The organism is Mangrovibacterium marinum, assembly GCF_003046625.1.
In the GTDB taxonomy this organism is placed as follows: domain Bacteria; phylum Bacteroidota; class Bacteroidia; order Bacteroidales; family Prolixibacteraceae; genus Mangrovibacterium; species Mangrovibacterium marinum.
Genome location: NZ_QAAD01000002.1, coordinates 25,340 through 50,292 on the forward strand (window position 1 = coordinate 25,340; position 24,953 = coordinate 50,292).

Annotated in this window: 14 protein-coding genes, 2 tRNA genes, 1 other RNA gene and 1 pseudogene; 5 read left to right on the forward strand and 13 right to left on the reverse strand. The window is 45.0% G+C overall.

Annotated elements, in window-relative coordinates:
• The 4 genes from porD to C8N47_RS01925 form a co-directional block, all read right to left on the reverse strand.
• Positions 1-924 carry a type IX secretion system protein PorD gene (gene porD / locus C8N47_RS01910; RefSeq protein WP_107820838.1) on the reverse strand — a complete coding sequence of 308 codons (924 nt, stop codon included), beginning with the start codon at positions 922-924 and terminating at the stop codon, positions 1-3.
• Positions 925-983: 59 nt separating this feature from the next.
• Positions 984-2,183, reverse strand: coding sequence for a bifunctional phosphopantothenoylcysteine decarboxylase/phosphopantothenate--cysteine ligase CoaBC (gene coaBC / locus C8N47_RS01915; RefSeq protein ID WP_107820839.1), 1,200 nt, complete (start codon positions 2,181-2,183; stop codon positions 984-986).
• A 174-nt stretch (positions 2,184-2,357) separates the two neighbouring features.
• Positions 2,358-2,693 (reverse strand): DNA-directed RNA polymerase subunit omega, encoded by a 336-nt coding sequence (locus C8N47_RS01920; protein WP_107820840.1) that lies wholly within the window; start codon positions 2,691-2,693, stop codon positions 2,358-2,360.
• Positions 2,694-2,702: 9 nt separating this feature from the next.
• The gene (locus C8N47_RS01925) at positions 2,703-3,518 is read right to left on the reverse strand and encodes an outer membrane protein assembly factor BamD (protein ID WP_107820841.1); all 816 of its coding nucleotides are present in this window, start codon (positions 3,516-3,518) and stop codon (positions 2,703-2,705) included.
• 117 nt (positions 3,519-3,635) lie between these two features.
• Between C8N47_RS01925 and C8N47_RS01930 the strand changes: the two genes are divergently transcribed.
• The gene (locus tag C8N47_RS01930) at positions 3,636-4,916 is read left to right on the forward strand and encodes an aminotransferase class I/II-fold pyridoxal phosphate-dependent enzyme (protein ID WP_245915654.1); all 1,281 of its coding nucleotides are present in this window, start codon (positions 3,636-3,638) and stop codon (positions 4,914-4,916) included.
• An 84-nt stretch (positions 4,917-5,000) separates the two neighbouring features.
• Here the strand turns inward: C8N47_RS01930 and trxB are convergent, their stop codons facing one another.
• Complete coding sequence (gene trxB / locus C8N47_RS01935) at positions 5,001-5,999, reverse strand: thioredoxin-disulfide reductase (RefSeq protein WP_107820842.1); 999 nt, start codon at positions 5,997-5,999, stop codon at positions 5,001-5,003.
• A gap of 184 nt (positions 6,000-6,183) precedes the next feature.
• On the opposite strand from trxB, the gene C8N47_RS01940 reads away from it, so the two are divergent.
• A tRNA-Pro gene (locus tag C8N47_RS01940) sits at positions 6,184-6,257 on the forward strand.
• A 409-nt stretch (positions 6,258-6,666) separates the two neighbouring features.
• On the opposite strand, the gene C8N47_RS01945 is transcribed toward C8N47_RS01940, so the two are convergent.
• The 4 genes from C8N47_RS01945 to C8N47_RS01965 all read right to left on the reverse strand — a co-directional run bounded on the left by C8N47_RS01945 (position 6,667) and on the right by C8N47_RS01965 (position 13,829).
• Positions 6,667-10,113 carry a DEAD/DEAH box helicase family protein gene (locus tag C8N47_RS01945; protein ID WP_107820843.1) on the reverse strand — a complete coding sequence of 1,149 codons (3,447 nt, stop codon included), beginning with the start codon at positions 10,111-10,113 and terminating at the stop codon, positions 6,667-6,669.
• Positions 10,114-10,400: 287 nt separating this feature from the next.
• Positions 10,401-11,054: a transposase gene (locus C8N47_RS01950; RefSeq protein ID WP_107820844.1), complete on the reverse strand. Its 654-nt coding sequence runs from the start codon at positions 11,052-11,054 to the stop codon at positions 10,401-10,403.
• 181 nt (positions 11,055-11,235) lie between these two features.
• Positions 11,236-12,369: a restriction endonuclease subunit S gene (locus tag C8N47_RS01960; protein WP_107820846.1), complete on the reverse strand. Its 1,134-nt coding sequence runs from the start codon at positions 12,367-12,369 to the stop codon at positions 11,236-11,238.
• Positions 12,366-13,829 carry a type I restriction-modification system subunit M gene (locus C8N47_RS01965; protein ID WP_107820847.1) on the reverse strand — a complete coding sequence of 488 codons (1,464 nt, stop codon included), beginning with the start codon at positions 13,827-13,829 and terminating at the stop codon, positions 12,366-12,368. Before C8N47_RS01965 ends, C8N47_RS01960 begins: the two co-directional genes overlap by 4 nt.
• Positions 13,830-14,474: 645 nt before the next feature.
• Here C8N47_RS01965 and C8N47_RS01975 point away from each other — a divergent pair.
• Both C8N47_RS01975 and lacZ read left to right on the forward strand, forming a co-directional pair.
• Positions 14,475-14,801: pseudogene (locus C8N47_RS01975) on the forward strand (IS66 family transposase); the annotation flags it as partial.
• A 921-nt stretch (positions 14,802-15,722) separates the two neighbouring features.
• Positions 15,723-18,833, forward strand: a complete 3,111-nt coding sequence (gene lacZ / locus C8N47_RS01980; protein ID WP_107820850.1) for a beta-galactosidase, LacZ type — start codon at positions 15,723-15,725, stop codon at positions 18,831-18,833.
• Positions 18,834-19,189: 356 nt separating this feature from the next.
• On the opposite strand, the gene C8N47_RS01985 is transcribed toward lacZ, so the two are convergent.
• Positions 19,190-19,262: transfer RNA gene (locus C8N47_RS01985), tRNA-Pro, on the reverse strand.
• 250 nt (positions 19,263-19,512) lie between these two features.
• On the reverse strand, positions 19,513-20,703 hold the full coding sequence (locus tag C8N47_RS01990; RefSeq protein ID WP_170111260.1) for an NAD(P)-dependent oxidoreductase: 1,191 nt from the start codon (positions 20,701-20,703) through the stop codon (positions 19,513-19,515).
• Between the two features lie 188 nt (positions 20,704-20,891).
• On the opposite strand from C8N47_RS01990, the gene ssrA reads away from it, so the two are divergent.
• Positions 20,892-21,289: a transfer-messenger RNA gene (ssrA, locus tag C8N47_RS01995) on the forward strand.
• Between the two features lie 133 nt (positions 21,290-21,422).
• On the opposite strand, the gene C8N47_RS02000 is transcribed toward ssrA, so the two are convergent.
• Together C8N47_RS02000 and C8N47_RS02010 are read right to left on the reverse strand one after the other, a co-directional pair.
• On the reverse strand, positions 21,423-22,952 hold the full coding sequence (locus C8N47_RS02000) for a Fic family protein (RefSeq protein ID WP_107820852.1): 1,530 nt from the start codon (positions 22,950-22,952) through the stop codon (positions 21,423-21,425).
• A 556-nt stretch (positions 22,953-23,508) separates the two neighbouring features.
• Positions 23,509-24,414 (reverse strand): substrate-binding domain-containing protein, encoded by a 906-nt coding sequence (locus tag C8N47_RS02010; protein ID WP_170111261.1) that lies wholly within the window; start codon positions 24,412-24,414, stop codon positions 23,509-23,511.
• Between the last annotated feature and the right edge of the window lie 539 nt (positions 24,415-24,953).

Consider the following 24,953-nt stretch of genomic DNA (forward strand, 5'->3'; position numbering starts at 1 on the left):
TTATTCGTTATCTAAATTGAAGGTATTGTCCTGCTTAATTTTCTCGTATTTCGACCCGTTCGACGGATCAATCTCATTCAATATCGACAATACGCGATCCTTTTCGGAGGTATAGGAACCCGAGAAGATGTTTACAAGTTCATCGGCTTTGGCATCAAAAAATATGGGAAACAGGTAGATATTGGGTCTGTTTCGATACACGCGCTGCAACAACCGCAGCGACTCGGCAATTTCCGAGCGTCCATCTTCCAGCTTGTCGCTCATCAGATCGAGCCCCAGCCGATGGTAGCGGTAAATACATTGTCGAAAGCCGGAGTACGAGCGATTTAGCAAGTTCTCGGCCAGCCAATAGCGATTTCGTTCACTCTCGTAAGCTTTCCAGCCGGCATAAATCGAACTTTGCGAATTGTTGACAATCTGCTGCGCTTTCTGGAAATACTCGGTTCCTCCTTCCGGGGCAAACGAATCGTAATCCATACCAATAATAATATAGGCGTAGAAGGCCATAATATTGGTCAGGTTATCCCTGTTGGAGGTGATGTTGAAATCCATCGGCTGAAACTCTTCGTAACGCACGCGGAACTCCTTATCCTTAATATTGAGTAAGGTTGTTTCGTAGGTGGAATTGAAGACGGGGCGGCGCAGCTGTACGGTCATCGAGCCTTTGAACTCGTCGGACGAGATCATCTCGTCGAGCTGAATAAAAATGTTGCACTCAATACGTTCGTCGATATCGTAAACGTGATCGGTCCATTTTCGGTTGTTCATAAACTCGTACAAATCGGCCTGCATTGTACGGAAGACATTTCGATTGACTCCCTGAATTTTGGAAGCTGAAACACTCACATTACAACGCAATTCCTGCGCATGTACGGCGGAAAGCGCAAGTATAAAAACGACAAGCAGACTACTCAGTTTCTTCATAGCAGTTCGTTAGGGCGATGAAGTAAAATTAAGATAAAAATCCGGAAGTCGTACGGTAATTAAAAACAGCTTGCCAGCTGATCGACAATATCGCAGGCTACTTCCGTCTTCATCTTTAACTGAAAATCAATCGCTTTATTGTCTTTTGTTAAGATGGAAATTTTGTTGGTATCCACGCCAAAACCGGCACCTTTATCCTGTAAGGAATTCAAGACGATGAAGTCCAGATTTTTGCGTTTCATTTTCTTAAGTGCATTGGCCTGCTCGTCGCGGGTTTCGAGCGCAAAACCAACCAATACCTGCCCTTCCTTTTTCATTTGGCCCAGGCAGGCGGCAATGTCATCATTGGCCTCCAGCTCAATGGTCATGTCGGAATTTTGTCGTTTGATTTTTTCTGTTGCCGGAAATTTGGGCCGGTAGTCCGCTACGGCGGCGCACATCACCGCGCCATCGGTTTGAGGAAATATTTCCAGCGCGGCTTGTTTCATTTCCTCTGCCGACACTACATCAATCCGCTCAATATTGGGATGTTGAACTTGCAGGCTTACCGGTCCGCAAACCAGGCTCACACGGGCTCCCTGCTGTGCCAGCTCCTCTGCCAGCGCAAAGCCCATCTTGCCCGATGAAAAATTGCCGATGAAACGCACCGGGTCGATCTTCTCATAAGTAGGTCCGGCCGTTACCAGGAAGTGCTTATTCAGAAGCTTTTTTTTTTCGTCGAAGTAAGCGACAACCTCTTCAACAATCTTTTCGGGCTCCTGCATCCGGCCTTTACCATGCAGGCCACTGGCCAACTCTCCTTCGCCAGGCTCCAGGATGATATTCCCGAACGACTTCAAGGTCTCCAGATTGTTCAATGTTGAAGGATGCTGAAACATATCCAGGTCCATGGCAGGTGCAATCATTACCGGGCATTTAGCCGACATATAAGTTGTCACCAACAGGTTATCGGCAATTCCGGTGACGAATTTCCCCATCGTGGCAGCCGTTATCGGGGCTATCAACATCAAGTCGGCCCACATTCCCATATCGACATGCGAGTGCCAGGTACCATCGTTTGCGGCAAAAAATTCAGAGGCAACCGGTCTGGTCGACAAAGCACTCATCGTAACGGGGGTAATAAACTCTTTGGCTGCTGGGGTCATCACCACCTGCACTTCGGCGCCTTCTTTCACCAGTAACCTTAAAAGATAAGCCGCCTTGTAGGCAGCTATACTTCCGGTTACACCTAAAATGATATGTTTTCCTTGAAGCCTCATAAAGGCTGTATTTTTTGTTTGACGATTATTTGCTTCTTTCTTATTAACGTCCTGCTCAGCCGTTCCTTCTTATCATTCAATCGTGATTGCGAAATCTAAGCTTCAACAATGACAACAAATGATAATTCAGTGGCCTTCAGACGCGACAAGAAAACAGAAGCTTTCAATCTGAAATTATAATCCTTTGCGGTTTTCTTTAGCAGGGTTACGGTGATAAATCTGCTTTTGTTTATATTCTTCGCAAGCAATCAAAGTAGGCTTAGGCAAACGCTCGTAGTACTTTGAAATTTCAATTTGCTCACGGTTTTCAAAAACTTCTTCCAGATTATCAGAGTACGAAGCAAATTCCTGCAATTTTTGGCTCAGTTCTTCCTTCATTTCCGAAGAAATTTGGTTGGCACGTTTGGCAAGAATCATAACAGTCTCATAAACATTGCCTGTTTGTGATTCCAACTGCGTTAAATCTCGTGGAACTGTAGTGCTTTCAGCTTTGATCTTTTTGAAATCCATATTCTAATATTAATTAATATCTTCTTCGTAATGTAATAAGTTGGCCAGCGTTTTGTAGAACTTTTCAGCCTCTTTTCGGTGGTCACTACCGGGGTATTCGTCGACAAAGGTAAAATATTCATCCAAAGCATCGCTTAAACGAAGCTCCTTTTTTTCCTCTACCGATCTGGTTGCCAGATAATACTTCGCCCGCAGCAACATAAACATCAGCTCTTCGCGATACTTGGTATCCGGAAAATCTTTCAGCGAATTGGTCAAGGCAACAGTTGCAGCCTTGTAGTTTTCCAGGTCGTAATACAGTTTACCGGTCAGATAGGATTTGAAAACAAGCTTATCGCGCAATTCAATAATCAGGCGGTTGGCCTCTTCAACCTTATCGCTGTGCGGATACAGGTTAATAAATAATTGCAGGGCATCAATGGCCTGTTGCGACACTTGCTGATCGAGCCGCGGATTGGGGGATTGCTGGTAAAAACAATAGCCCACCATATATTGCGATTCTTCGGCGTATTTACTTTTCGGGAACTCGTTCAGCAAGGTCCGGAACCAGTGTCCGGCCATCATGTAATCTTGCATGCCCAGGAAACTTTTGGCATAATAATAATAGACCTCATCAGCCCGGCTGGTTCCCCGATATATATTCACCAGCTCTTTCAATAAAGTTGACGAACGAACATACTCGCCGTCCTCGTAGTATTCAAGAGCCTTTTTGTATTTAAATTCGTAATCAGTACTTTTTACGATCTTGTTAAAATCGCCACAAGCCGTTGTTAACAGCAGTAACATCAGACTTATGAATCCGTATTTCTTCAGACTTTTTAGCATGGCGGCAAAGATACATTTTTATTAAAAATTGAACGCTAAAATAGAGAAGAAAACTCTTTAAACGGAAAGCTTTAGTATAATTTAACAGATTTGGAGAGTGATTAAAAAAAATTACTTTTGTACCGTTTAATTTTAAAGCAAATAGAAGTGGATATTTTTGATAAGTTTACATCTAACAAAGGAAATATCGGCCAGTATATGAAGCGGGCTCATGGCTATTTCGCATTCCCCAAGCTGGAAGGTGAAATCGGACCTCGCATGAAATTTCAGGGTAAAGAAGTACTGACCTGGAGTTTAAACAACTATATCGGTTTAGCGAACCATCCTGAAGTTCGCGAAGCAGACGCCAAGGCAGCTGCTGAGTGGGGACTAGCTTACCCAATGGGAGCACGCATGATGTCGGGGCAAACCAACTATCACGAACAGTTGGAGCACGACCTGGCGGCTTTCGTAAATAAAGAAGATGCCTTCCTGTTAAACTTCGGCTACCAGGGGATGCTCTCGATTATCGATGCGGTATGTGGCCGTAACGATGTGATCGTATACGATAGCGAAGCTCACGCTTGTATTCTGGATGGTGTTCGTTTGCACATGGGTAAACGTTATGTATTCCCGCACAACGATATTGAAAACCTCAAAAAACAACTGGAGCGTGCTACCAAATTAGCCGAAAAACAAGGTGGTGGTATTTTAGTTATCACCGAAGGTGTTTTCGGTATGTCGGGCGACCTTGGAAAATTGGACGAGATTGCCGCACTGAAAAAAGACTTCAACTTCCGCCTGTTGGTTGACGATGCTCACGGATTTGGAACAATGGGTGCTACCGGCGCCGGTTCTGCCGAACATTTCCACGTTCAGGACGAAGTAGATATCTTATTCTGCACTTTCGCCAAATCAATGGCTTCAATCGGTGCTTTTGTTGCAGCTAAACGCGATGTGGTAAACTACCTTCGCTACAATATGCGTTCGCAAACATTTGCCAAATCATTACCAATGCCTTTGGTTATCGGAGCTCAAAAACGCCTGGAATTGTTAAAAAACAAACCTGAGCTGCGCGAGAAACTATGGACAATCGTTGATGCCCTTCAATCGGGATTGAAAGCTGAAGGTTTCGACCTGGGCCGCACCAACACGCCGGTAACTCCGGTTTACATGAAAGGTGGCGTTGTTGAAGCAACCAACGTTGTTGTTGACCTGCGCGAAAATTACCAGATTTTCTGTTCGGTTGTTGTTTATCCGGTTATCCCGAAAGGTGAAATCATCCTTCGTTTGATCCCGACAGCAACACACAGCCTGGAAGATGTTGCATACACCATTAAAGCTTTTGCTGAAGTACGCGACAAATTAGCTGCCGGCGAATATAGCGGCGAAGAGATTCAGGCTATGGGACACCTGTAGTTCGAAAATCACGTTTACAACACAATAAAAAAATCCCCTCGGAGCAAATTCCGAGGGGATTTTTTGTTTTATCAGCAAGGCGGCTTAGGCGTTTTTTTCGGACAAATACCGCTCGGCATCAATAGCAGCCATACAGCCCGAGCCGGCCGCAGTAACCGCCTGCCGGTAGTGCGAATCCTGTACATCGCCACAGGCAAATACACCAGCCACGTTGGTTTTCGAAGTTCCGGGAATTGTTTTAATGTATCCAACCTCGTCGGTGTCCAAATATTCGGCTACAAAATCTGAATTGGGTTTATGGCCAATAGCCAAGAAGAAACCATCGATTTTGATTTTCACCTCTTCCTCTCCTTCTTCTCCTTTATTCTTCACCAGCGTAGCTCCTTCAACCACACCATTACCAAATAACCCCTTGGTTTGGTGCTTCCACAGGATCTCCACATTGGCTGTATTTTGCACACGCTCGGCCATCACTTTGGAAGCACGGAGCTCATCGCGACGAACAATCATATAGACCTTATTGCACAAGCCGGCCAAATACATGGCCTCTTCAGCAGCCGTATCGCCACCACCAACAACAGCCACATCTTTTCCCCGATAAAAGAAACCATCGCAAGTTGCACAGGCCGAAACACCACTACCGGCATATTTTTGCTCATCTTCGAGCCCCAGGTATTTGGCCGTTGCTCCGGTTGCCAAAATCACCGTCTCAGCCTCAATCAGCTTCTTATCATCAATCCAAACTTTGTGAATCTCCCCGGAGAAGTCAACCTTCGTAGCCAAGCCAAAGCGAATATCGGTTCCGAAGCGCTCAGCCTGCTTCTTCAAATCTTCCATCATAGCCGGCCCAGTGATACCTTCGGGATAACCGGGGAAATTCTCCACTTCGGTGGTTGTTGTCAACTGACCGCCGGGCTGCAAGCCTTCATACATTACGGGACTCAGATTGGCACGTGCCGCATAAATTGCTGCCGTATATCCAGCCGGACCGGAGCCTACAATTAAACATCTTACCTTTTCAGCTCCTTCAGCAGGATTTGTATTTGATTTTTCACTTTCACTAAGATCTAATGACTTGAACATGTTTTACGCTTTAATAATTTTTCAGACAAAAATACACTTAAGCTCGCTAATTTCAACATTCAGATCTTCAATAATATTGAATATCTCATAGATTTGGTTTATTTAAAATTCTTCTGATTTTAATTCATTTTTATTTTGAAGTAAAGGATGGAATACTTACTTTCGCAGCACATTAATCAGAACACGGGATGTAGCGCAGCCTGGTAGCGCACTCGTCTGGGGGGCGAGGGGTCGCAAGTTCAAATCTTGTCATCCCGACAGATTGAAAGACAAAGAGTTACGAATTTATTTCGTAGCTCTTTTTTGTTTTCCTTGTCGCAGTTTTGTCGCGATATTCGTAAAACTAGATGCAAATAAATATTAACTCGGAACCTGTTAATGTGTGCTTTAAGAGCAGCTTTATTAATTATGCCGTCAGAGCAAGCACCCCTCACAAGCGCAAAAAGGAAATGATCTACTTGCCTTAAATCGGGTGGAATCTTCGTTAATGAAATCCAAATTTTTCCACAAACGTTATAAGCATCATATCAACCTAATCCTTGTTATTCCAGTAATTCACCGAAAACCTTAAACGATATCAGCCAATGCAAAAAGAACAGGAAGCAATTTCGAACTATCAAAAATGATTCAATTTCAAGTATAATAGGCTTTCAGTTTTCTCTCATATTCACCCTACTCCGGCATCTCCTGCTCCGTTAATCTTATCAATAATACTTACAAGCTTAACGACCTGGCCATCATCAAAAACACCTACTATCCCCTGATCATTGATATCGGTAAACGGAGGCTCAAATAACATTGCTTTATCGATTGTTCCGTTTTTCGTCAGATAACTGATGATGCTATTAATGAAAGTAACCTGATCGGCCGACAATGTTCCACTTTGAATGAAGTCAGCGAAAAGCTCGTTAGCTGTATTGATATCCAAGCCCAGAATACTGCGAATAAACGTCACCAGAGGTAGATCTCCATACTCCTTTTTAAAGTCGTCTTTCGTGCCAAGGCCATCTGCAAACAACAAATTCTCCAGCAGCTTGAGTTCGTCCTTCGTGATTACTTCATTCTTCTTGATCTTTTGAATGACCAGGAAGCTGGCATTATTCCGAACAAAACTTTCGACACGTTCCCGGTAACCAGGCATCGTTGAGACCTTTGGAATCAGCTCGTATTCCTGTATATCTGCATCGTGAATTTCATCCTGGAAATTTGTATAAACATCCTTGGTCTTATCGCGGTCCAAAAACTTGATCAACTCCCGCATATCCGTCCTCACTTGTTCCAGTCGCCGCATATTAACCTCTGACCAAAACTCATCAGTTTGCACAGCATTAAGTGTGACCATCTTATCTGCAATCGCAGGAATATTCTTTTTCTTAACCAGCTTTCTTGCTACACCGGCTATTCTTGTGATCAAATTCTGTTGTCGAGGTGATGTGTTGACAATCGCAAGCTGCAAGTCCAGGATGATCATATCAAATCGTTTCGCCAGCTCATCGCTATCTTCATTTAGTGCCGGAAGATTCGATAAGTGTTCACAGATTTCGGCGAAGTCAGTTTGACTTATCAACTCCCACCTGGCGCGGTTCTTAAATTCTTCGACATAGCGAATCTCTTTGCGAACGATAAAACGCTCACGATTAAGATTTGCGATTTGCTGATGAAGCTCATCCAACAAGACTTTAACATGTTTCAGATCGTCGTCTGTTGATTGTTCTGCGGCAACGAGTGCCAGTGCGAGTTCTAACTTGGCCTCGAATATCCGTTGAGAAAGGCTCTTGCCTACTGTTTGCAACACACCCTCCGGGAATTGATCGAAGAACTCGAAGTTCTCACAAAAATCAAAAATCAGGAAATAAGTTTTATCCTCATCAGGAGCAAACAGATCGGGGCACAGACGGGTTCCGCGGCCGATCATTTGCCAATACTTAGCAGCTGATTTTACAGGTTTGAAAAATACCAGATTCACAACACGCGGCGCATCCACACCGGTGTCCATCATATCAACCGACACAGCAATTTGCGGATCAATCTCTTCCTTTGGCAAACAAAAGCTTTCCAGTAAATCCTGAGCTTTCGTCTCATAATTGTCGATCACCCTTAAGAACTTACCACTGTACTCCGGATAGTTTTTATTAAACCGATCTTCAATAAACAACGCATGCTTATGACTCTTAGCGAAAATAATCGTCTTCCCGAGCTGATCACCACCATGCGTTTTGACCCCATTGGTCATCAAAAACTCTAGGACTTTGTCTACAGTATCGTTATTAAAGAGCCAGCTATTTAAGGCACTACCCTCAATTTCATCAGGTGATTCACCTTCTGTAGGATCTCCAAACTTCTCTTCATATTCTTCTTTTTCCGCTTCTGAAAGATCTTTATAACGAATACCTTCACGCGGAAACTTTATAGGAACTGATAACGCCTTCGGCGGCACTAAATATTTATCCCGAACCGCTTGATTGAGCTCATAAGCAAAAGTTGGATTATTATCCTCAATATCGAACAAGCTGTATGTGTTTCTGTCTACATCAGTCTTTGGTGTTGCTGTCAAACCAATCAGCAAGGAGTCAAAATATTCAAAAATGGCTTTATACTTCTGGTAGACCGAGCGGTGCGCTTCATCAATAATAATCAAATCGAAATGGCCCGGGCTATAAAACCGTCCGTTTTCCATCTTCAGACTATCAATTTTATTCATGATCGTCGGATAGGTTGAAAACACGACCCGGGTTCCAATATCTTCCTTCTCCTGGGTTAAGTCAATTGCTGAAAGATTCGGAACATGTTCCTTGAAGGCGTTCTTTGCTTGTGTCACCAAAGCATTCCGATCTGCCAGGAACAACACGCGCTTCACCCAATTACACTTGGTAAATAGATCGACCATGGCTGCTGCAGTCCGGGTTTTCCCGCTACCTGTAGCCATTACCAATAAAGCTTTTCTGGATCTGCCTTTTAGTTTCGAATGGTACTTATAAGCAAATGCTTCAGATACCCTTTTGATTGCTTCAAGCTGATACGGTCGCCCGACAATGCTTGTATTAACTTTGAAAGTCCGCAGATCCGTGCGTGATTTACGACGGTCAACTGCCAGCTGTAATTCCTCTTTTGTATAGAATCCCGAAACCTGACGCTCCGGATAAAAAGTATCATCCCACAGGTACGTTTCAAAGCCATTCGTATAGAAAATTATCGGCCGTTGCCCTGTCATCTGCTCTAAGCACTTCGCATACAGTTCAGCCTGATGCTTTCCTTTACGCGGATCCACCATGGTCTTCTTTGCTTCGATAACTGCTAAGGGCAATCCGTCATCGCCCCACAGCACATAGTCGGCATAACCAATACCGCTCGGATTTGTAGAAAGCGGCATACCTGTCACCTCAAATTCCAGCTCCCTACCGTTCCGCAATTTTTCCCAGCCGGAATCTTTGAGCAAAATATCTATAAAAGCCCTGCGAGTTTCAGCCTCAGACGGGCCTCCTGGGATTGCCTGTTCAGCAACCGAAAGTTTCTCACGCTGAGCTTTCCGTTCAGCAATAATCTCTAGTTGCTTTTCCTGTTGTAACTTTAACAGATCATTTTCACTGGCTAATTCCTTGGCTCTTTTTTGTTGCTCAACCAATTGCTTCTGCTGCTCTTCCAACTCCAGCAACAAGCGATCCCGTTCAGCCTTTTGCTTCTCTTGTTCTTTTCCGTCCGGAATCAACGTCTCATCAAAAGGTGGAATGACCGGGTTATCTTCACTATAATATCGGCTCAGGAAACCTAAAAAGTGGAATAGTGACTTTAAGGCAATTAGCGACTCATTGCGGCTGACAGTTTTCCCATGTGCAGCATTGTTGCCGGTCAACCGTATTAAATCAATTTCTTTTGATAAGCCAGTCCCCAATAAAGTGGTAAAATGGAAATCCTTGATTAAGCCAACCAAGTTCGGTTTATAAGGCAGTTCGAGGGAATGTTCGTTCTCGTATAACCAATAGACTGCTTGCTCCAATACACTTCGGCACAAAATTGCTCCGTACTTTGGAGCCGTAAACGCATACTTTTCTGCCTCTGCTGCATCATTCGCAATCTTAAACCAGTTATTCTTTAAAAAGTCAAAATTTGAAGCCATCTAAACTTATTCATTAGGGTGAAGCCGGCGCGTGCTTCGATAGCCCGAAGCAAAACGTGGACAAGCAATGGCGTAATTTATATATTTTTTTTGTTGCCTCCCAATATCGGGTGGCGGGAACTCCGCTTCCCGGCAATATCGGGTGGCGGGAACTCCGCTTCCCGGCAAATTGGGTGGCGGGAACTCTGCTTCCCGGCAATATCGGGTGGCAGGAACTCCGCTTCCCGGCGTTTTTTAAAAGCGGCGAAAAGGAATTCGCCGCACCCGGAATCCGCCTAACCCGAAATTCAACCACACGCCCACGAACCAGGCCATTGCCGCCAATCGTCCACCCACCCGGCTTTTACCGGATTATTCAGCGTATACATTACGGAACGATACAAATGCACATCATCGCGGATAGTGGTATCGAAATTCTCGGGCTGCCAGATGGATCCGCGGCGTCCGGCAAGCTGATTGATTTGGGTAGCCATGAATTTCTTCACCGAGTGCATCAGATCCTGCAAATAAACGGGCTTCCCGGCTTCATCGACAGGCAACGTTCGCAACACCCAATGAACATGGTTCGGCATGACACAGAAAGCAATGTTCTCAATTCGTTTGTCATTCCAAAAAGATAGTGTTTGGCGCATAATCGGGAGGTTTTCTGCGCTCACCAGGTTAATGGTAGGGTGTGTGCCACGGTCGAGCAGGCGGTTGTAGGCGGCCACATACTTTTTCCGGGTCGAACGATAGTCAGCCAGTATTTTGTTAATGACGTAGCTTGACGCACGCTGCTGTTTCAGCATTTGAAGTTGATTATCCAGCTCCTGCAAACGTTTGGTATACCGGGCACACGCTTTGGGTGGGACAGACTCCAGCAAACACCAGGTAACAAAATACGCTTGCCCGGGCTGCTGAAAATGGGGCAAATCGTTTCTGTAGTGTTCTTTTTTTTCCATGTCGGGCTATCATTTTAAAAAAAAGATACGCATTTTTTACAACAGCATCGGCTGCCGGGAACAAATTGGGTGGCGGGAACTCCGCTTCCCGGCAAATCGGGTGGCGGGAAATCCGCTTCCCGGCGTTTTTAAAAGCGGCGAAAAGGAATTCGCCGCACCCGAAAAGGAGCCGCAGCCTAACTCATACCAACTCCCCTTTAAACGCCCGTTGTAACAAACTTTGAAACAACTCCTCTGCTTTTTGCAGGCTGGCTTGTGCTTTTGCTTTTTGAGATGAAATTACCTCCAATGCCTCCTTGAAATCCACTTGTCTTTTTAATGGAGGAAGTATCATCTCAAATGATTTCATAATTGATGTATTCAAATTTGGTTGGGTACCATCAGGAGCTGACCTTCTAAAATATTCAGTGATTGAATTCAACGATTTCAACAAAAATATCTTGTCTAATTTTGTTTCATCAATATCTGACATAGCCAACCAACCATCATGAATACACCCCTCAAAAGAAATAATCCTCGCAAAACCTAGGCTAACACCACAATTCGCAAATATCAAACTTCCCGGAGGTAATAATCTTGTCTTTTTAAGACCTTCTTCTATAATATGCTCCTTGGTACTATGCAAATAAATATCATCTCCTTTTGTTGCATCGCCAATCTTTATCCATGGGTAAGATCCTCCCAAATAATTATCGATCGGCCTTGGTGACCCCCCACGAACAATTGTCATCAATTTTTCCAAGGGTTGTTTCTCCCACCCCTTCGGATTGCTAACCGGGTCGCCAAACAGATCCAGGAAGAGCGATTGGGCGAGTTGGTCGTATTTGGCCACCAAGGCTTTGGTTTTTTGCCGGTATTCGTCGGCTGCATCCAAAATCGCCGCTATCTTTTGCTGAACTGGTAATGGCGGGAGTGGAATTTGAATAGAATTTAATGCAGATTTGGTAAGCTTGCCTCGCGTTGCTCCGTTGATATAAAGATTAAGATCCGAATGATTTAGATAATACAAAAGGAACTCCAGATTCAAGTTATTCTTAGCTGTAAGGACATGTGCGTGGTTGTTGACCCATACCTTACCATTGTATATTGTTGCACATTTCTCATTGCGCCCCCAACTTCCACCATCTTCTGCGACACATAAAATTTTCTCGTCAAAAATATATTCGTCAATATATCCCATGATATTGTTTGCCCCGATGTAAGGATAGACAGGATTACTTTCTTTTTCGGCTCTTTGAGTCGAGTTAAGAGGAATCCTTCTGCTGTCTAGGTTATTAGTTACATCCTTAAGTTCTGTAAATTTCCAACCTTTCATCCCAACAACTCCTCCAACTTTTTTAGAGCGTCTGCACGTTCAGCATCCAATTGGCGTAACTCAACCATAATTTCTAATGGCGAATCGAACTGCACTTCCTCATGTTCAATTTCCTTATAGCGATTAATCGAGAGATCCCAATCGTTTGCCTTAATTTCCGCAAAAGGCACTAGAAACGACCGCTCGGTACGTTCGCGCTTAGCTTCGTTTTCTAGTTCGCTCCAGCGTTTCAGGATATCGGGAATATCGTTCTCCTTAATCGGGTTGCGCTTATCGTCGAGCGAGAGGCCGTCGGCTCGCATATCGTAAAACCAAACCTTATCTGTACCGCCCGAGTTGGTTTTTGTAAAAATAAGTACGGCTGTGCTCACCCCGGCATAAGGTTTAAACACCCCGCTGGGCATCGAGATCACAGCCTGCAAACGTTGCCCTTCAACCAACTCCTGACGGATCTGCTTATGCGCTTTCGACGAGCCAAACAGCACGCCATCGGGCACAATCACCGCACAACGGCCACCGGTTTTCAAGGCCCGTAACATGAGGCCCAGGAAGAGCAATTCCGTTTTCTTGGTTTTCACCTTTTTCAGAATGCTGCTTTCCACCGAGTCGTAGTCCAGGCTTCCTTTAAAAGGAGGATTTGCGAGAATCAGCGTAAACTGGTCGTCCATATCGGCATTGGCTTCACTCAGCGCATCCTTGCTAATCAAGGTCGGCGTTTCAATGCCGTGCAGCTGCAGGTTCATGGCTGCAATGCGCATCATGGTAGCATCGAACTCCGAACCGGTAAACATGCCGTTGTTGTAATGCTCGCGAAATGCCGCATCGTTAAACCAGTCCTTGTGGTTTTCGTGAATGTATTCACCGGCAGCCACCAGGAAACCCGCCGTACCGCAAGCCGGGTCGCATATTGTATCGTCCTGCTTGGGCTGCATCATCTCCACCATCATTTTAATAATGTGCCGAGGCGTGCGGAATTGCCCGTTGGTGCCCGCCGTAGCCGTTTTCGACAGCAGGTACTCGTACAGGTCGCCCTTGGTGTCGCGGTCTTCCATCTTAATCTTGTCGATCTGCTGCACCACCATATCAAGCAGGCGCGGCGTGGGAATCATAAAGGTGGCCCCTTTCATAAATCCGGCAAACACCGAGCCTTTGGCACCCACATTCTTCATAAAGTCGAATACACCATTCTCCTTTTGAAACAGGTGGTACATAACTTCAGGATCTGCATTTTTAAACGAACTCCATCGCAGCTCCTTTTGTTCGTCGGTATAAATCGGATCTTTTAAGGGTACTCCTACCAGGTTCGCCTTTTTCTCTTTCAGCAGCTGAATCTCGTCGAGCCGACGGATAAACAGCAGGTAAGTAAACTGTTCGATGACGGTGAGCGGGTTGGCAATACCTCCCGTCCAGAAGTCCGTCCATATCTTATCAATCTGTGATTTGATTTCTCCGGTTATCATGGGTTGTTGATTTTCAAAATTCAGGTAAAAATAGCCTTTTCAGCGGGCTTTGAAGCCGTTTATTTCGCTAAATCAACCCTGCTCGTGCGGACTTATTGACTGCGACTGATTTACCAGTCAGACGCAGCCATCATTCCACTATCAAGAGTTCGCTTATTTCTGACATCTTTGATCACGCTTTGTCATTCGAATCATCGTAGAATCCTTTTCTAAATCCTTATTCTGACGGTATGAAATTGAATACGACATCGAAAATCAGAGATATACAATGAACAAGAACGACATTAACCTTTTTAAAGAATATCAAGATCAAAATAACCCTAATTTAGGAAAAGGAAGTCCGACAGGCTCCTATCATTCTGGTATATTTATCGTATTGGTTATAATCGGAGTCGGCTTGAGACTGAATAAAATGTTTAATCTCGTGCAGCACAGTATCAACCAACTGTTCCGGTGTCGTATGGTTTTTTGTATAGATGCAAATTGAACCATTTAAATAGCCACTCCGACTTTTGCACTCATAATATCGAATTTCGAAACCAGATAAAACAAACCAAGTTGTGCCACCCATTTCGGGAGAAAGTGTGCCACTAATTTTAGATGTTTAACTTTCGTTTCGGATCAAGATGTTCGTAAGCAGTCGCTAAACTACCCCGTTATCATCCGGACGGCAAATTGAAAATGGACAACAAGCTAACCGAAAATGCCATCCGCCCCATCGCCCCGGGACGGAAGAACTGGTTGTTCTGTGGTAACGACAGCGCTGCCGAAAATGCGGCTGTTATCTATTCCATGATGGATTGCTGCCAGGCTGCCGGCGTGAACTTCCGAGACTGGATGGTTTTCGTGCTGGAAAATACCCACCACTACGACCATGATTACACGAAAGACTTGGCCAAACGACTGCCGCACAACTTCTCCCCCAAAGCCAAAGTCACTCTTAAACCGCTCAAAGTTCTCCGAACATTTTAGAGAAACCCGGATAGAAAACGACTCGGTTTATAAAAACAAGACGGGTTTTAGCCGAATGGTTAACCTCAATCCGTCAAAAACGCCGAATATCCAACAATCCGACTACCTGAACATCCGAGCATCACGCCATACAATTCCTTCGGAGATCCTCTAGAGATCCTTTACGGAAAGTCCGGGGTTTCTGTATGGTTTCTGTATGCTTTCTGTATGGTTCCTGTATTCTTCGATATAGAAAGCTAATAGAAACCTAAGCGTTATCTACTAAAAAGTACAGACCTTTCAAGAAGGATCTCTACGGCAAGGGTAAAGCTATCAGGATGATTTCAGCGAAGCAGTGAGCTGCGAAGCTCGCTGGCTTTTGTTCCTTATGGCGATGAAGTGCTTGTTCGGATCGGTTTCCATGTCGCAAGAGCTTCGGATGGCCCAATCTGCGGACGATTCGCCAGTTGCCCGTTTTCGATAGAGGATCAACCAGCTGAGCCGGCAAGCCCGAAAGGACGATGGCCTGCTGGGGAAATCGACCAGCAGCTTGAGTTCGTCGTTCGTGCTTCCTTCTTCTTGATCTTTTGAACAACCAGGATATTGTCCTTATTCGAGCAACACTCGCTACAATTTACCGGCGCCAGACATCGTTCATACCTCTGAAAATTCACCATCCTTTCATGGCCTGCCCATACTTCAAAACGCCCCCCAACGCCCCTCCACTGTGATTCGCAACGAAAAATTGACACAAAAAAACGAGTAATTACAAGAATGTGTTTGCAGGCAGGTTGTGAACTCCTTATTTTTTACCGAACTTGAGCCGGTCGCATTTTCTGCCGGTTTCTGGTGATTCCTTTGGGGGAAAATGACCATTTTGACGTTTTATTATTAACAGACGAATTAAATCAATTTATCAAACAATCATTATATCGAACAACAATGAAGAGAAGACTATTAGCTGTCGCCTTTTTGCTGGCGGGCATAGGGGCGCAAGCCCAGGACTACTGGCAAAATCCAAAAGTGAATGAAGTAAACAGAGCTCCGATGCACAGTGCATTTTTTGCCTACGAATCGAGCGATGCAGCCGCTGAGGCCTGCAAAGAAAACTCGGTCAATTTTATGAGTTTAAACGGAAGTTGGAAATTCAACTGGGTGCAAAATGCCTGGCAACGACCAACTGACTTTTACAAAGTTGACTTAAACGACCAGGGATGGGACAACATTCAGGTTCCCGGACTTTGGGAGCTAAATGGTTACGGCGACCCGCAATATGTGAATGTGGGCTATGGCTGGCGCGAACAGTACAAGAACAATCCGCCAATCGTGCCGGAAGAGAATAACCATGTAGGAACATACCGCAAGGAAATTACCCTTCCCGCGGGCTGGAACGGCAAAGAAATTTTTGCTCATTTTGGTTCAGTAACCTCCAACATCAACCTGTATGTAAACGGTAAATTTGTTGGGTACAGCGAGGACAGCAAGCTGGAAGCCGAGTTTAACCTGACAAAATATTTAAAGCCGGGAAAAAACCTGATCGCTTTTCAGTCTTTCCGCTGGTGCGACGGAAGCTACCTCGAAGATCAGGACTTCTGGCGCTTCTCGGGTGTAGGTCGCGATTGCTACTTGTATGCCCGTAATAAAACGCATATCCGCGATCTGAAAGTAACGCCGGATTTGGTGAATAACTATACCGACGGAACATTGACGGTAAAAATGGATTTGACAGCCAAAGCTTCGGTAGCGCTGAAACTAACCGATAACAAAGGCAATACAATAGCCGAAAAACAAGTTTCGGGTGCGGGCGAGCTCAGCACAACAATCGAGATTGCCAATCCCGAAAAATGGTCGGCCGAATCGCCGGTGCTTTATCAGCTTACCGCCAGCCTCATGCAAGGCGAAACAGTAAAAGAAGTGATTCCTGTAAAGGTGGGTTTCCGCAAAATTGAAATGAAGAACAGCCAGCTTTGCGTAAATGGCCAGCCCATCCTCATTAAAGGTGTAAACCGCCACGAACTGGATCCGGATGGTGGTTATGTGGTATCGAAAGAACGCATGATTCAGGATATCCTGATGATGAAAAAATTCAATGTGAATGCGGTGCGTACTTGTCACTATCCGGACAACTCGCTGTGGTACGACCTGTGCGATCAGTACGGTATTTACGTTGTTGCCGAAGCCAATGTCGAATCGCACGGAATGGGTTACGGCCCCGAAACGCTGGCTAAAAATGCCGACTTCGCCCTGGCACACCTGCAACGTAACGAACGTAACGTGCTGCGCAATTTCAACCATCCGTCGGTTATTGTGTGGTCGATGGGTAATGAGGCCGGTTTTGGTCAAAACTTCGAGGCTTGCTACAAATGGATCAAAGCCTACGATGCTTCCCGTCCGGTGCAATACGAGCAGGCTCGTGAAAATGAATTTACCGATATCTTCTGCCCCATGTACTACGGCTACGAAGGTTGCGAGCGCTACGGCCAATCGGACAGTAAAAACAAACCGCTGATTCAATGTGAATATGCCCATGCCATGGGCAACTCCGAAGGTGGCTTTAAGGAATACTGGGATCTGATCCGCAAATATCCGCTCTACCAGGGAGGCTTTATCTGGGACTTTGTTGACCAGTCGATTCACTGGAAAAACAAAGATGGCCAGTGGATTTATGCCTATGGTGGTGACTTCAATCCGTACGATGCTTCGGATAATAACTTTCTGGATAACGGACTGATCAGCCCCGACCGTAAACCAAACCCCCATTACTACGAGGTTGGTTATTACTACCAGTCGATCTGGACGTCACCCGTCGATTTGAAAAAGGGACAGGTGGAAATTTACAATGAATATTTCTTCCGCAATCTTAAAAACTTCTACCTGCAATGGGAACTGGTGGCCGACGGCAAAGTGGTAAACACCGGAATCGTGAATGAACTGGATGTACAGCCACAGCAAAAAGTAACCATCGATCTGGGTATGACTGTTCCTGCCGATCTGGATGCCCAAGAAGTATTTGTTAATGTAGCCTATAAGTTGAAAAATGCGGAGCAACTACTGCCCGCAAACTACACGCTGGCCCGTCAGCAGCTGGCGGTGAAAGACTGGGCTTTTGAAGCCATTCAACTAACCAACAAGCAACCCGTTAATCAAGAGGTTGTGACTCCAAAGCTGGTTGAAAACGATCGCAACTATCTGTTGGTAAAAGGTGAGAACTTCCAAATCGATTTCAGCAGACGATCAGGCTACCTGTGCCGCTACCTTGTTGACGGAACGCCTGTGTTGCAGGAAGGTGCCGAACTGAAACCGAACTTCTGGCGTGCACCAACCGATAACGATTTTGGCGCCGGTTTGCAATGGAAATACGGTGTTTGGAAGAACCCCAAAATTGAATTAAAATCGCTGAACGCAGAACTTACGGCCGAAGGTATGGTGGAAGTAAACGCAGCTTACGAACTGCCTCAGGTTGACGGCAAACTGCAATTAACTTACCTGATTAACAATGAAGGTGCCGTGAAAGTGAGTCAGCAGCTAACAGCAGGAGCCAAAGAAAAGGTTGCCGATTTATTCCGTTTTGGTATGAAACTGGAAATGCCCGCCGACTATCAGCATATCAAATATTATGGCCGTGGTCCGGGCGAAAACTACATCGACCGCAAGGATTCGGAGTTCATCGGCTTGTACGACCAAAACGTTTGCGAGCAAGCCTATGCTTATATTCGCCCACAGGAAACGGGCACCAAATCCGATGTTCGCTGGTGGGCACAAACCGCACACGATGGCACCGGTCTCTGCTTCAAATCGGACGCAGCATACTCTATTTCGGCTCTAAACTACACCATCAATTCGTTGGATGATGGCGCCGAAAAAGATCAACGTCATTTCGCGGAAGTAACAAAAAGCGACTTTGTGACTGTTTGCATCGATCAGAAACAAATGGGACTTGGCTGTGTAACCAGCTGGGGTACTTTGCCGCGTAAAGAATACCGCATGCCCTATCAGGACTACGAATTCAATTTCCTGATTCAACCGGTTAAGCAGGTTTACCCAATTTATTAAACCAAACCGGATTAAACATTTTATTCCGAAAAGGATGAATCTCACTTCTGAGGTTCATCCTTTTTTCTTAAAGTCTCACCACGCTGAAGCGCTAACTTGCCATGCCAATAACTGGTTCTGATTAGAGGTGAAACGACAACCCGACAACTTTTGAGAACAACGAGAACAACAGAGGCGAGAAACACGACCAGAATTTAAAAAACGCATCAAACGAGGCTACCAAAACACTAAAAATCAAGGCATCTCAAACATCTAAAATCTAAAAACCCAACGATCTATTGGTTAAGAAACGACATAAAAAAAGCCTGCAAATCGATTGACTTACAGGCCTTCATTATTTTTTATCTTTCAAATTGTCGGGATGACTGGATTCGAACCAGCGACCCCCACGTCCCGAACGTGGTACGCTACCAACTGCGCTACATCCCGATCGCTTAACGGGAGGCAAAAATAGTATTTTCATCGAAAACAAAATCAAATCTGCCGATTTAATTTCAGTCGAATTCAATATTTTTTTGATGGCTTCACCCCACGCCTCCACCGCTCTGTTCGCTTATCCAGACGTTTATTCCTGATTTATAATTCGTTTTAAATCGAACTTGTGCTCAACCGCGATAGTCGCCGCAACCGGGCGACGATCCTCAACGATTCCCGCTTTTCGGACCGAAGTAAGATTCGGCTATCCCTTTCCGTTCAAATAATCGCTCAGGTAGCGGTATTCTTCGGTCAGCTGACCATCTTTCAAAATAGTCGCCCGCTTTATAACCCCCTCCTCATCGGTTCCGAAAAGCGCCGGAAACACCTTGGTATACATATCTCGGGCAAACGATCGCGAAGCATCCATAGGTAGTGCTGTCGGTAAATTATCGACCGCCATAACGGTGATGTGTTGCGGGCTACTGAAAGGCGGCTGCTCTGTCAAATCATCCGGCTTAATATCGTAAAACGGATCGTCGATAGAGCTGGTTCGGATGGTTGTCGGAATTGGCCCCTCCAGGTCGCAGCTTATGTCGGCAATCAACGAAATGCCAAAATCCTTTTCATTCAAATCGTCGGCCGTAAAAAATACCGGCGATTTATCATTCCAAAAATGGCAGGCAACAAACACATCGGCCACCGCCAGGTAGGGATGAAAGTTGGAAATATAATCGATCGGATCATTATAAAACTCGTGCAGATTAAACGAGCCATCTTTCTTCACAACATAATCCTCCGGATCGAGGCGCGTAAAAACAGCGTGATCATACTTGTGTTCCAGAAAGTCGCGCGGGCTAACCTCTGCGATACCTTTCTCGCGGATAATCTCCAATGCCCCGGCTGCAACACGGCCGCCGCCCGTAACAACGATCTTTAACGGAGGCATTTCAAACTGCCTCAACTGGTGGTGCAACTCCTGCATATCGCGACACTGATCCGGTCCGGGAATGTCCAGTTTCAGAAAACGCCGGGCAATTCCTTTAAAGGCATAATAAGCCCCAACAACGCCGGCCCAAAACCCAAAGGCCACGAGACGGTTACCACTCGTATCGGTAAAATATTCGTAGTCGATCAGGCTGATTTTCTTTTCTGCCATCGCCGCAAAAAAAGACTGATTGTAGCCTTGCTTCTTGGCGACATGGGCAAACATGATGTATGTTTTGCCGGCTGTCATTGTCGCGGGTTCAACCTCTTTCACGCCGATTAACACATCGCAGTGCGATACATCTTCCACCACCGGAAATCCCAGAGCCTTATACTCTTCATCCGTGTGAACCCGCAACTCACTGGTTTGAACAAATAACTCAACGTCGGGGTAATTTTCCCGGATCCATACGGCAGTCTCGGGGGTAATAGCCACCCGTCGGTCCTTCCATCTTCTGGTTTCTCTCAATATACCAATTTTCATAGGCTGTACTCACGTTACGTTTAGCAGCAAGATACTCAAAAAGCGGTGCCCGACAAAGGCTGCAATCGATTTACAAACAGTAAAACCTTTTGAAATTGCACCAGTAAAACCGAATAGAGAGGCGTTCTTGCATATATTCCGGAAAATATGCTAAATTTGCAGCCCATTCTACCGGGGATGACTGGTTTTGACAGCGGGTAGAAGAGGTATGTAAGCATGCCGAGCTTTGTTTGTTGGCTCGCAAATCCTAATGATCAAACTTTTAATTGGCGAAAATAACTACGCTCTTGCTGCGTAATTCTACCGAGTAGATTACACTTAATCCCGGCACAAGGTGCCAGGACAAGACATTACCCGGGTGCTATTTTCCTGAAGCGGCCCGATCCGGTGATGCAAGTAAATCGGGAATAGTGAAAGTTTTGCTTCGGAGCTTTTGCGAAAATTTAGAAGCTAAGGCAGTGGTCGGTGGCCTTGATCCAGCCCCTGCTCGAAAATTAAGTCGAGGCTAAGCATGTAGAAAGCGTATTGCTTCCTCGTTTGGACCCGGGTTCGACTCCCGGCATCTCCACGAAAAACAAACGACACAACTGAAAGCGGGCACATTAAATGTGTTCGCTTTTGTTTTAGGCAACAATAAAAATTTAAAATACTGACCGAGTACATAATATATTCAAATCAATCCGCGAAAGGCGAATACTTTGATTTTAAAATATTTCATTGAAGATTCGTTCGATTTCAACTACTTCCTCATCCGTCAGCTCCACAAATTCCTTCGTACGTGCCCTTTTCAAGAGCGTGCCTCTCCCCTGCTCCAAAAATCGGACTAATGTTGCCACCAACTTATCCGGCATTTCAAACTGATCGTCGATGTACCGCTTAAATTCATCGTACTTTAGAATATAGTCCACCTCTTCCGGGATTATTCGATTGACGGTATCCAGTGCACATTCAAATAAGAACTCCGCTTGGCGAGTGCAGTCAAAATACCTGTAATAGTCAATCGTATCATTCAGAACTCTGACATTATTGTCCGGTGTCGCCTCCCAATCGATCAAGTCCAAAACCGGATGAGAATAGCTTTCCAAAACTTGTCGATACTCATCAATCTTATCCAGGATCGAAGCCGATATCGGGAAAATCACACCTGGATGAGTCAAATTCAGTTTCGCCAAAATGTGATGAATCAGATAACGATGAATCCGGCCATTTCCATCGGAAAAGGGGTGAATAAAAACAAAGCCGAAAGCAATTGCCGCAGCTGTCAAAACAGGATCGAACTTTTCGCTCTCCAAATACTGACTTGTTGATATCAATCCATCAATTAATTGATCCAAGTCTTCCGCCTTCGCTGAGACATGATCTGGTATCGGTTCACCAGTTGCACGGTCCCGATCTCCAACAAAGCCACCTTCGGTCCGAAAGCCCATCTTTGTAAATCGTTTACTTTCGATAATGATTTCCTGAAGGCGCAACAATTCCTCTTTTGTCAGTGAATGCACTCCCGCTTCTCCAATAGCTTTCCCCCATCGTAAAGCACGATTTGTTCCGGGATTTTCGCCTTCAATGGTAAACGATGCCTTGGAGTCCTTCAGCAACAAGAATGAAGCAGCCCGCTGCATAACATCTTTGTGAATACTACTTAAGTAATTGCTTTTCTGATCCTGCAATTTAGCCTCCAGGTAATTTTGAAGCTTTTCCGTTTTGTGAATTAACGGGCAAAAACCTGGAGTGCCCGGTAAATTATTTAGAATACGGTGACGAGACGATCTCACGCCTGATACTGCATACTGAAGTTTCTCGTCAATGAGAGGCACAAAATTCCCCTGCTTCAAGTCAGGAATATCAAGCATCTCTCCCATTAGCCATTCATACAGAAACCAAATTCTCCTGCTGTATTGGCTTGTTGGCTCTGACTGGACCATGCCAACAACACCTGCTGGCTGCAATTTTTGAAATAGTTTTTTGAAGATCAACAGGTTGATCCCTTCATACTTTAGGGCAAAAACTAATTTTCGATATAATGAATCATCTGTTTTATACTTCGGTGTAAAAACCATCCATCCATCGGCTTCATACTTTCTTCTTTTCTCACTAATCAAAGAAAGACTATCCGGGATAGGCACAGCCAATTCAAAATGATTAATGATGGCTCCATAGCCTTCCAAATACCCAACCTCAGGTGTAAACCGTCCGTGAAAAACAGTTATCTTAGGAGAAATACAATTATCTATCATGATATTTCGTGAAAAACGATTATTCCAAAGATAAGAGAAAAACAATTATTTGCTGTGAAAATTGATTACAAATAGACACAATGGGAGAAATTTGATTAAAATCATTTACCTAATTCATAAAACGGAAGAATAATTTGACTACCTTTAAAATGCCCGTGAAAGCAAATTGAAGTAGAAAAAGGCCTGTTTTCGAGGTGGCAATTCGGGAGCTTTCAGCTTATGTAAAAATAAAACATCAATATTTGCAGGGGTTTCAGGCTTAAGTTCCGTTCCCGGCATCTCCACATTCGCCCTCCTGAGCTTTAGCAACGGAGGGCTTTCCTTTTTTATAGCCAATGCATTAAGCAAAAACACCCGAGAACTCCGACAAACACGATCCATCAACTCGCTAAACGACTCCTCATCTGGGCTGTTTCGTTTGTAATCGGATTGAATAGTCCCCGTCAACCAGGCTGATGCCGAACCCTGCATCCTACTAATCGCCCCCCTGTCCAATATGCAAGAAGCGCGCAATGTTCATTACGCGCTTCTTTGAAGAGGTTTACTACAAGCCGTATTATTCAAAAATCTCCTTCTCGGTAACAAACCCTTCAGAAACAACAGTCATTTTAATGTTTTCCTTATAAACAACCTGGCCCTTCACTAAAACCGACGGCACCTGAACCTGCCCGTTGTTCACGGTAACCGCATAAACCGGCTCTTTGCCTTTAGCTAGTTTTATAGCAGCCTGTGCGGCATAATAGGCCATTTTTCCCAACGGTTTATACACGGTCATGGTTTGGCTTCCGATCGCAATGTTCTGCACCGCATTCAAATCCGCATCCTGTCCGGCAATCAGCATGGTTCCATCCAAATCCCGTTCGCGCAGTGCATTAATAACTCCGGTAGCGAGCACATCGGCTCCGGTTAAAACGGCATCAATTGTCGTATCCTTCTGCATTAACTCATTCATCACACGATAACCTTCCTTCGCATCCCATTTATTGGTAAACCCACTATAAACAACATGAACATCCCCCTTGTCGACCAAAGGTTGAAGGATATCCATCCATCCCAAATAAAGTTGATAAGAGTTATTATCGGACTCCGGACCGGTCATTAACACATAGTTCCCCGCTGGTTTGATTTTCGTCAGGTAGCCTGCCTGTAGCTCACCAACCTGTATATTATCGGCCGACACATAGAAATCAAGATCGCAATCGCGAATGATCCGGTCGTAAGCCACCACCGGAATATGACTTGACTTTGCCATCTTCACAATCCCTTGTGCAACAATCTTATCCGCGGGAATAATAACAAGAACATCAATCCCGCCATTAATCATCTCGAGGGCTTGCTGAAACTGAAGATCAGGATCTCCCTGGGCATCTTTAACCACAACATTACCTTTGAGTTCGTCAACCATTTTAACGAACGAATCCCGGTCCTTCGACCATCTTTCCACTTCGGTATTTGCTAACAAAAGCCCTATTTCCGGCTTTGTATTACAACTTGTCAAAATGATCAATATCAAAAAAGCGGTGTATAAAAACGAGTGCGATTTCATAACGGAGAGGTTTGAATTAATACTATTCTCCATTACGAAGTACACAACGAATATGTTAAGATTTTAAAAACATCTTTTAAAACGAAACAGCAGGTTGATCACGTGCTCTTTGCCCTCACCCATGAACATCAGGCTGATTATAGACTTAGCAAACGAATAAAACCAGATCGCACGAAGCTGAAGCCATACCAGTTTGTTACAATGTGAGTCGTGGCTTCAGCTTCAAGCTCAATCGCAATTCAAAGCATCCCCGATGCGGTTGGAAACCCTGCCTACCGCAGGCAGGCGCATCACCCGGAAGGACTTTCAATAAAGACACCGATGATTCCGGCGAATCACCAGCAGGGATGATAGTTTAGTATTTCTCGACGATGCTGTTGTCGTTGTTTTCAGCAGTTGTCGGGTTGTCGTCCCACCTCTGATCAACACCTTTATTGACATGACGCCTTAGCCCT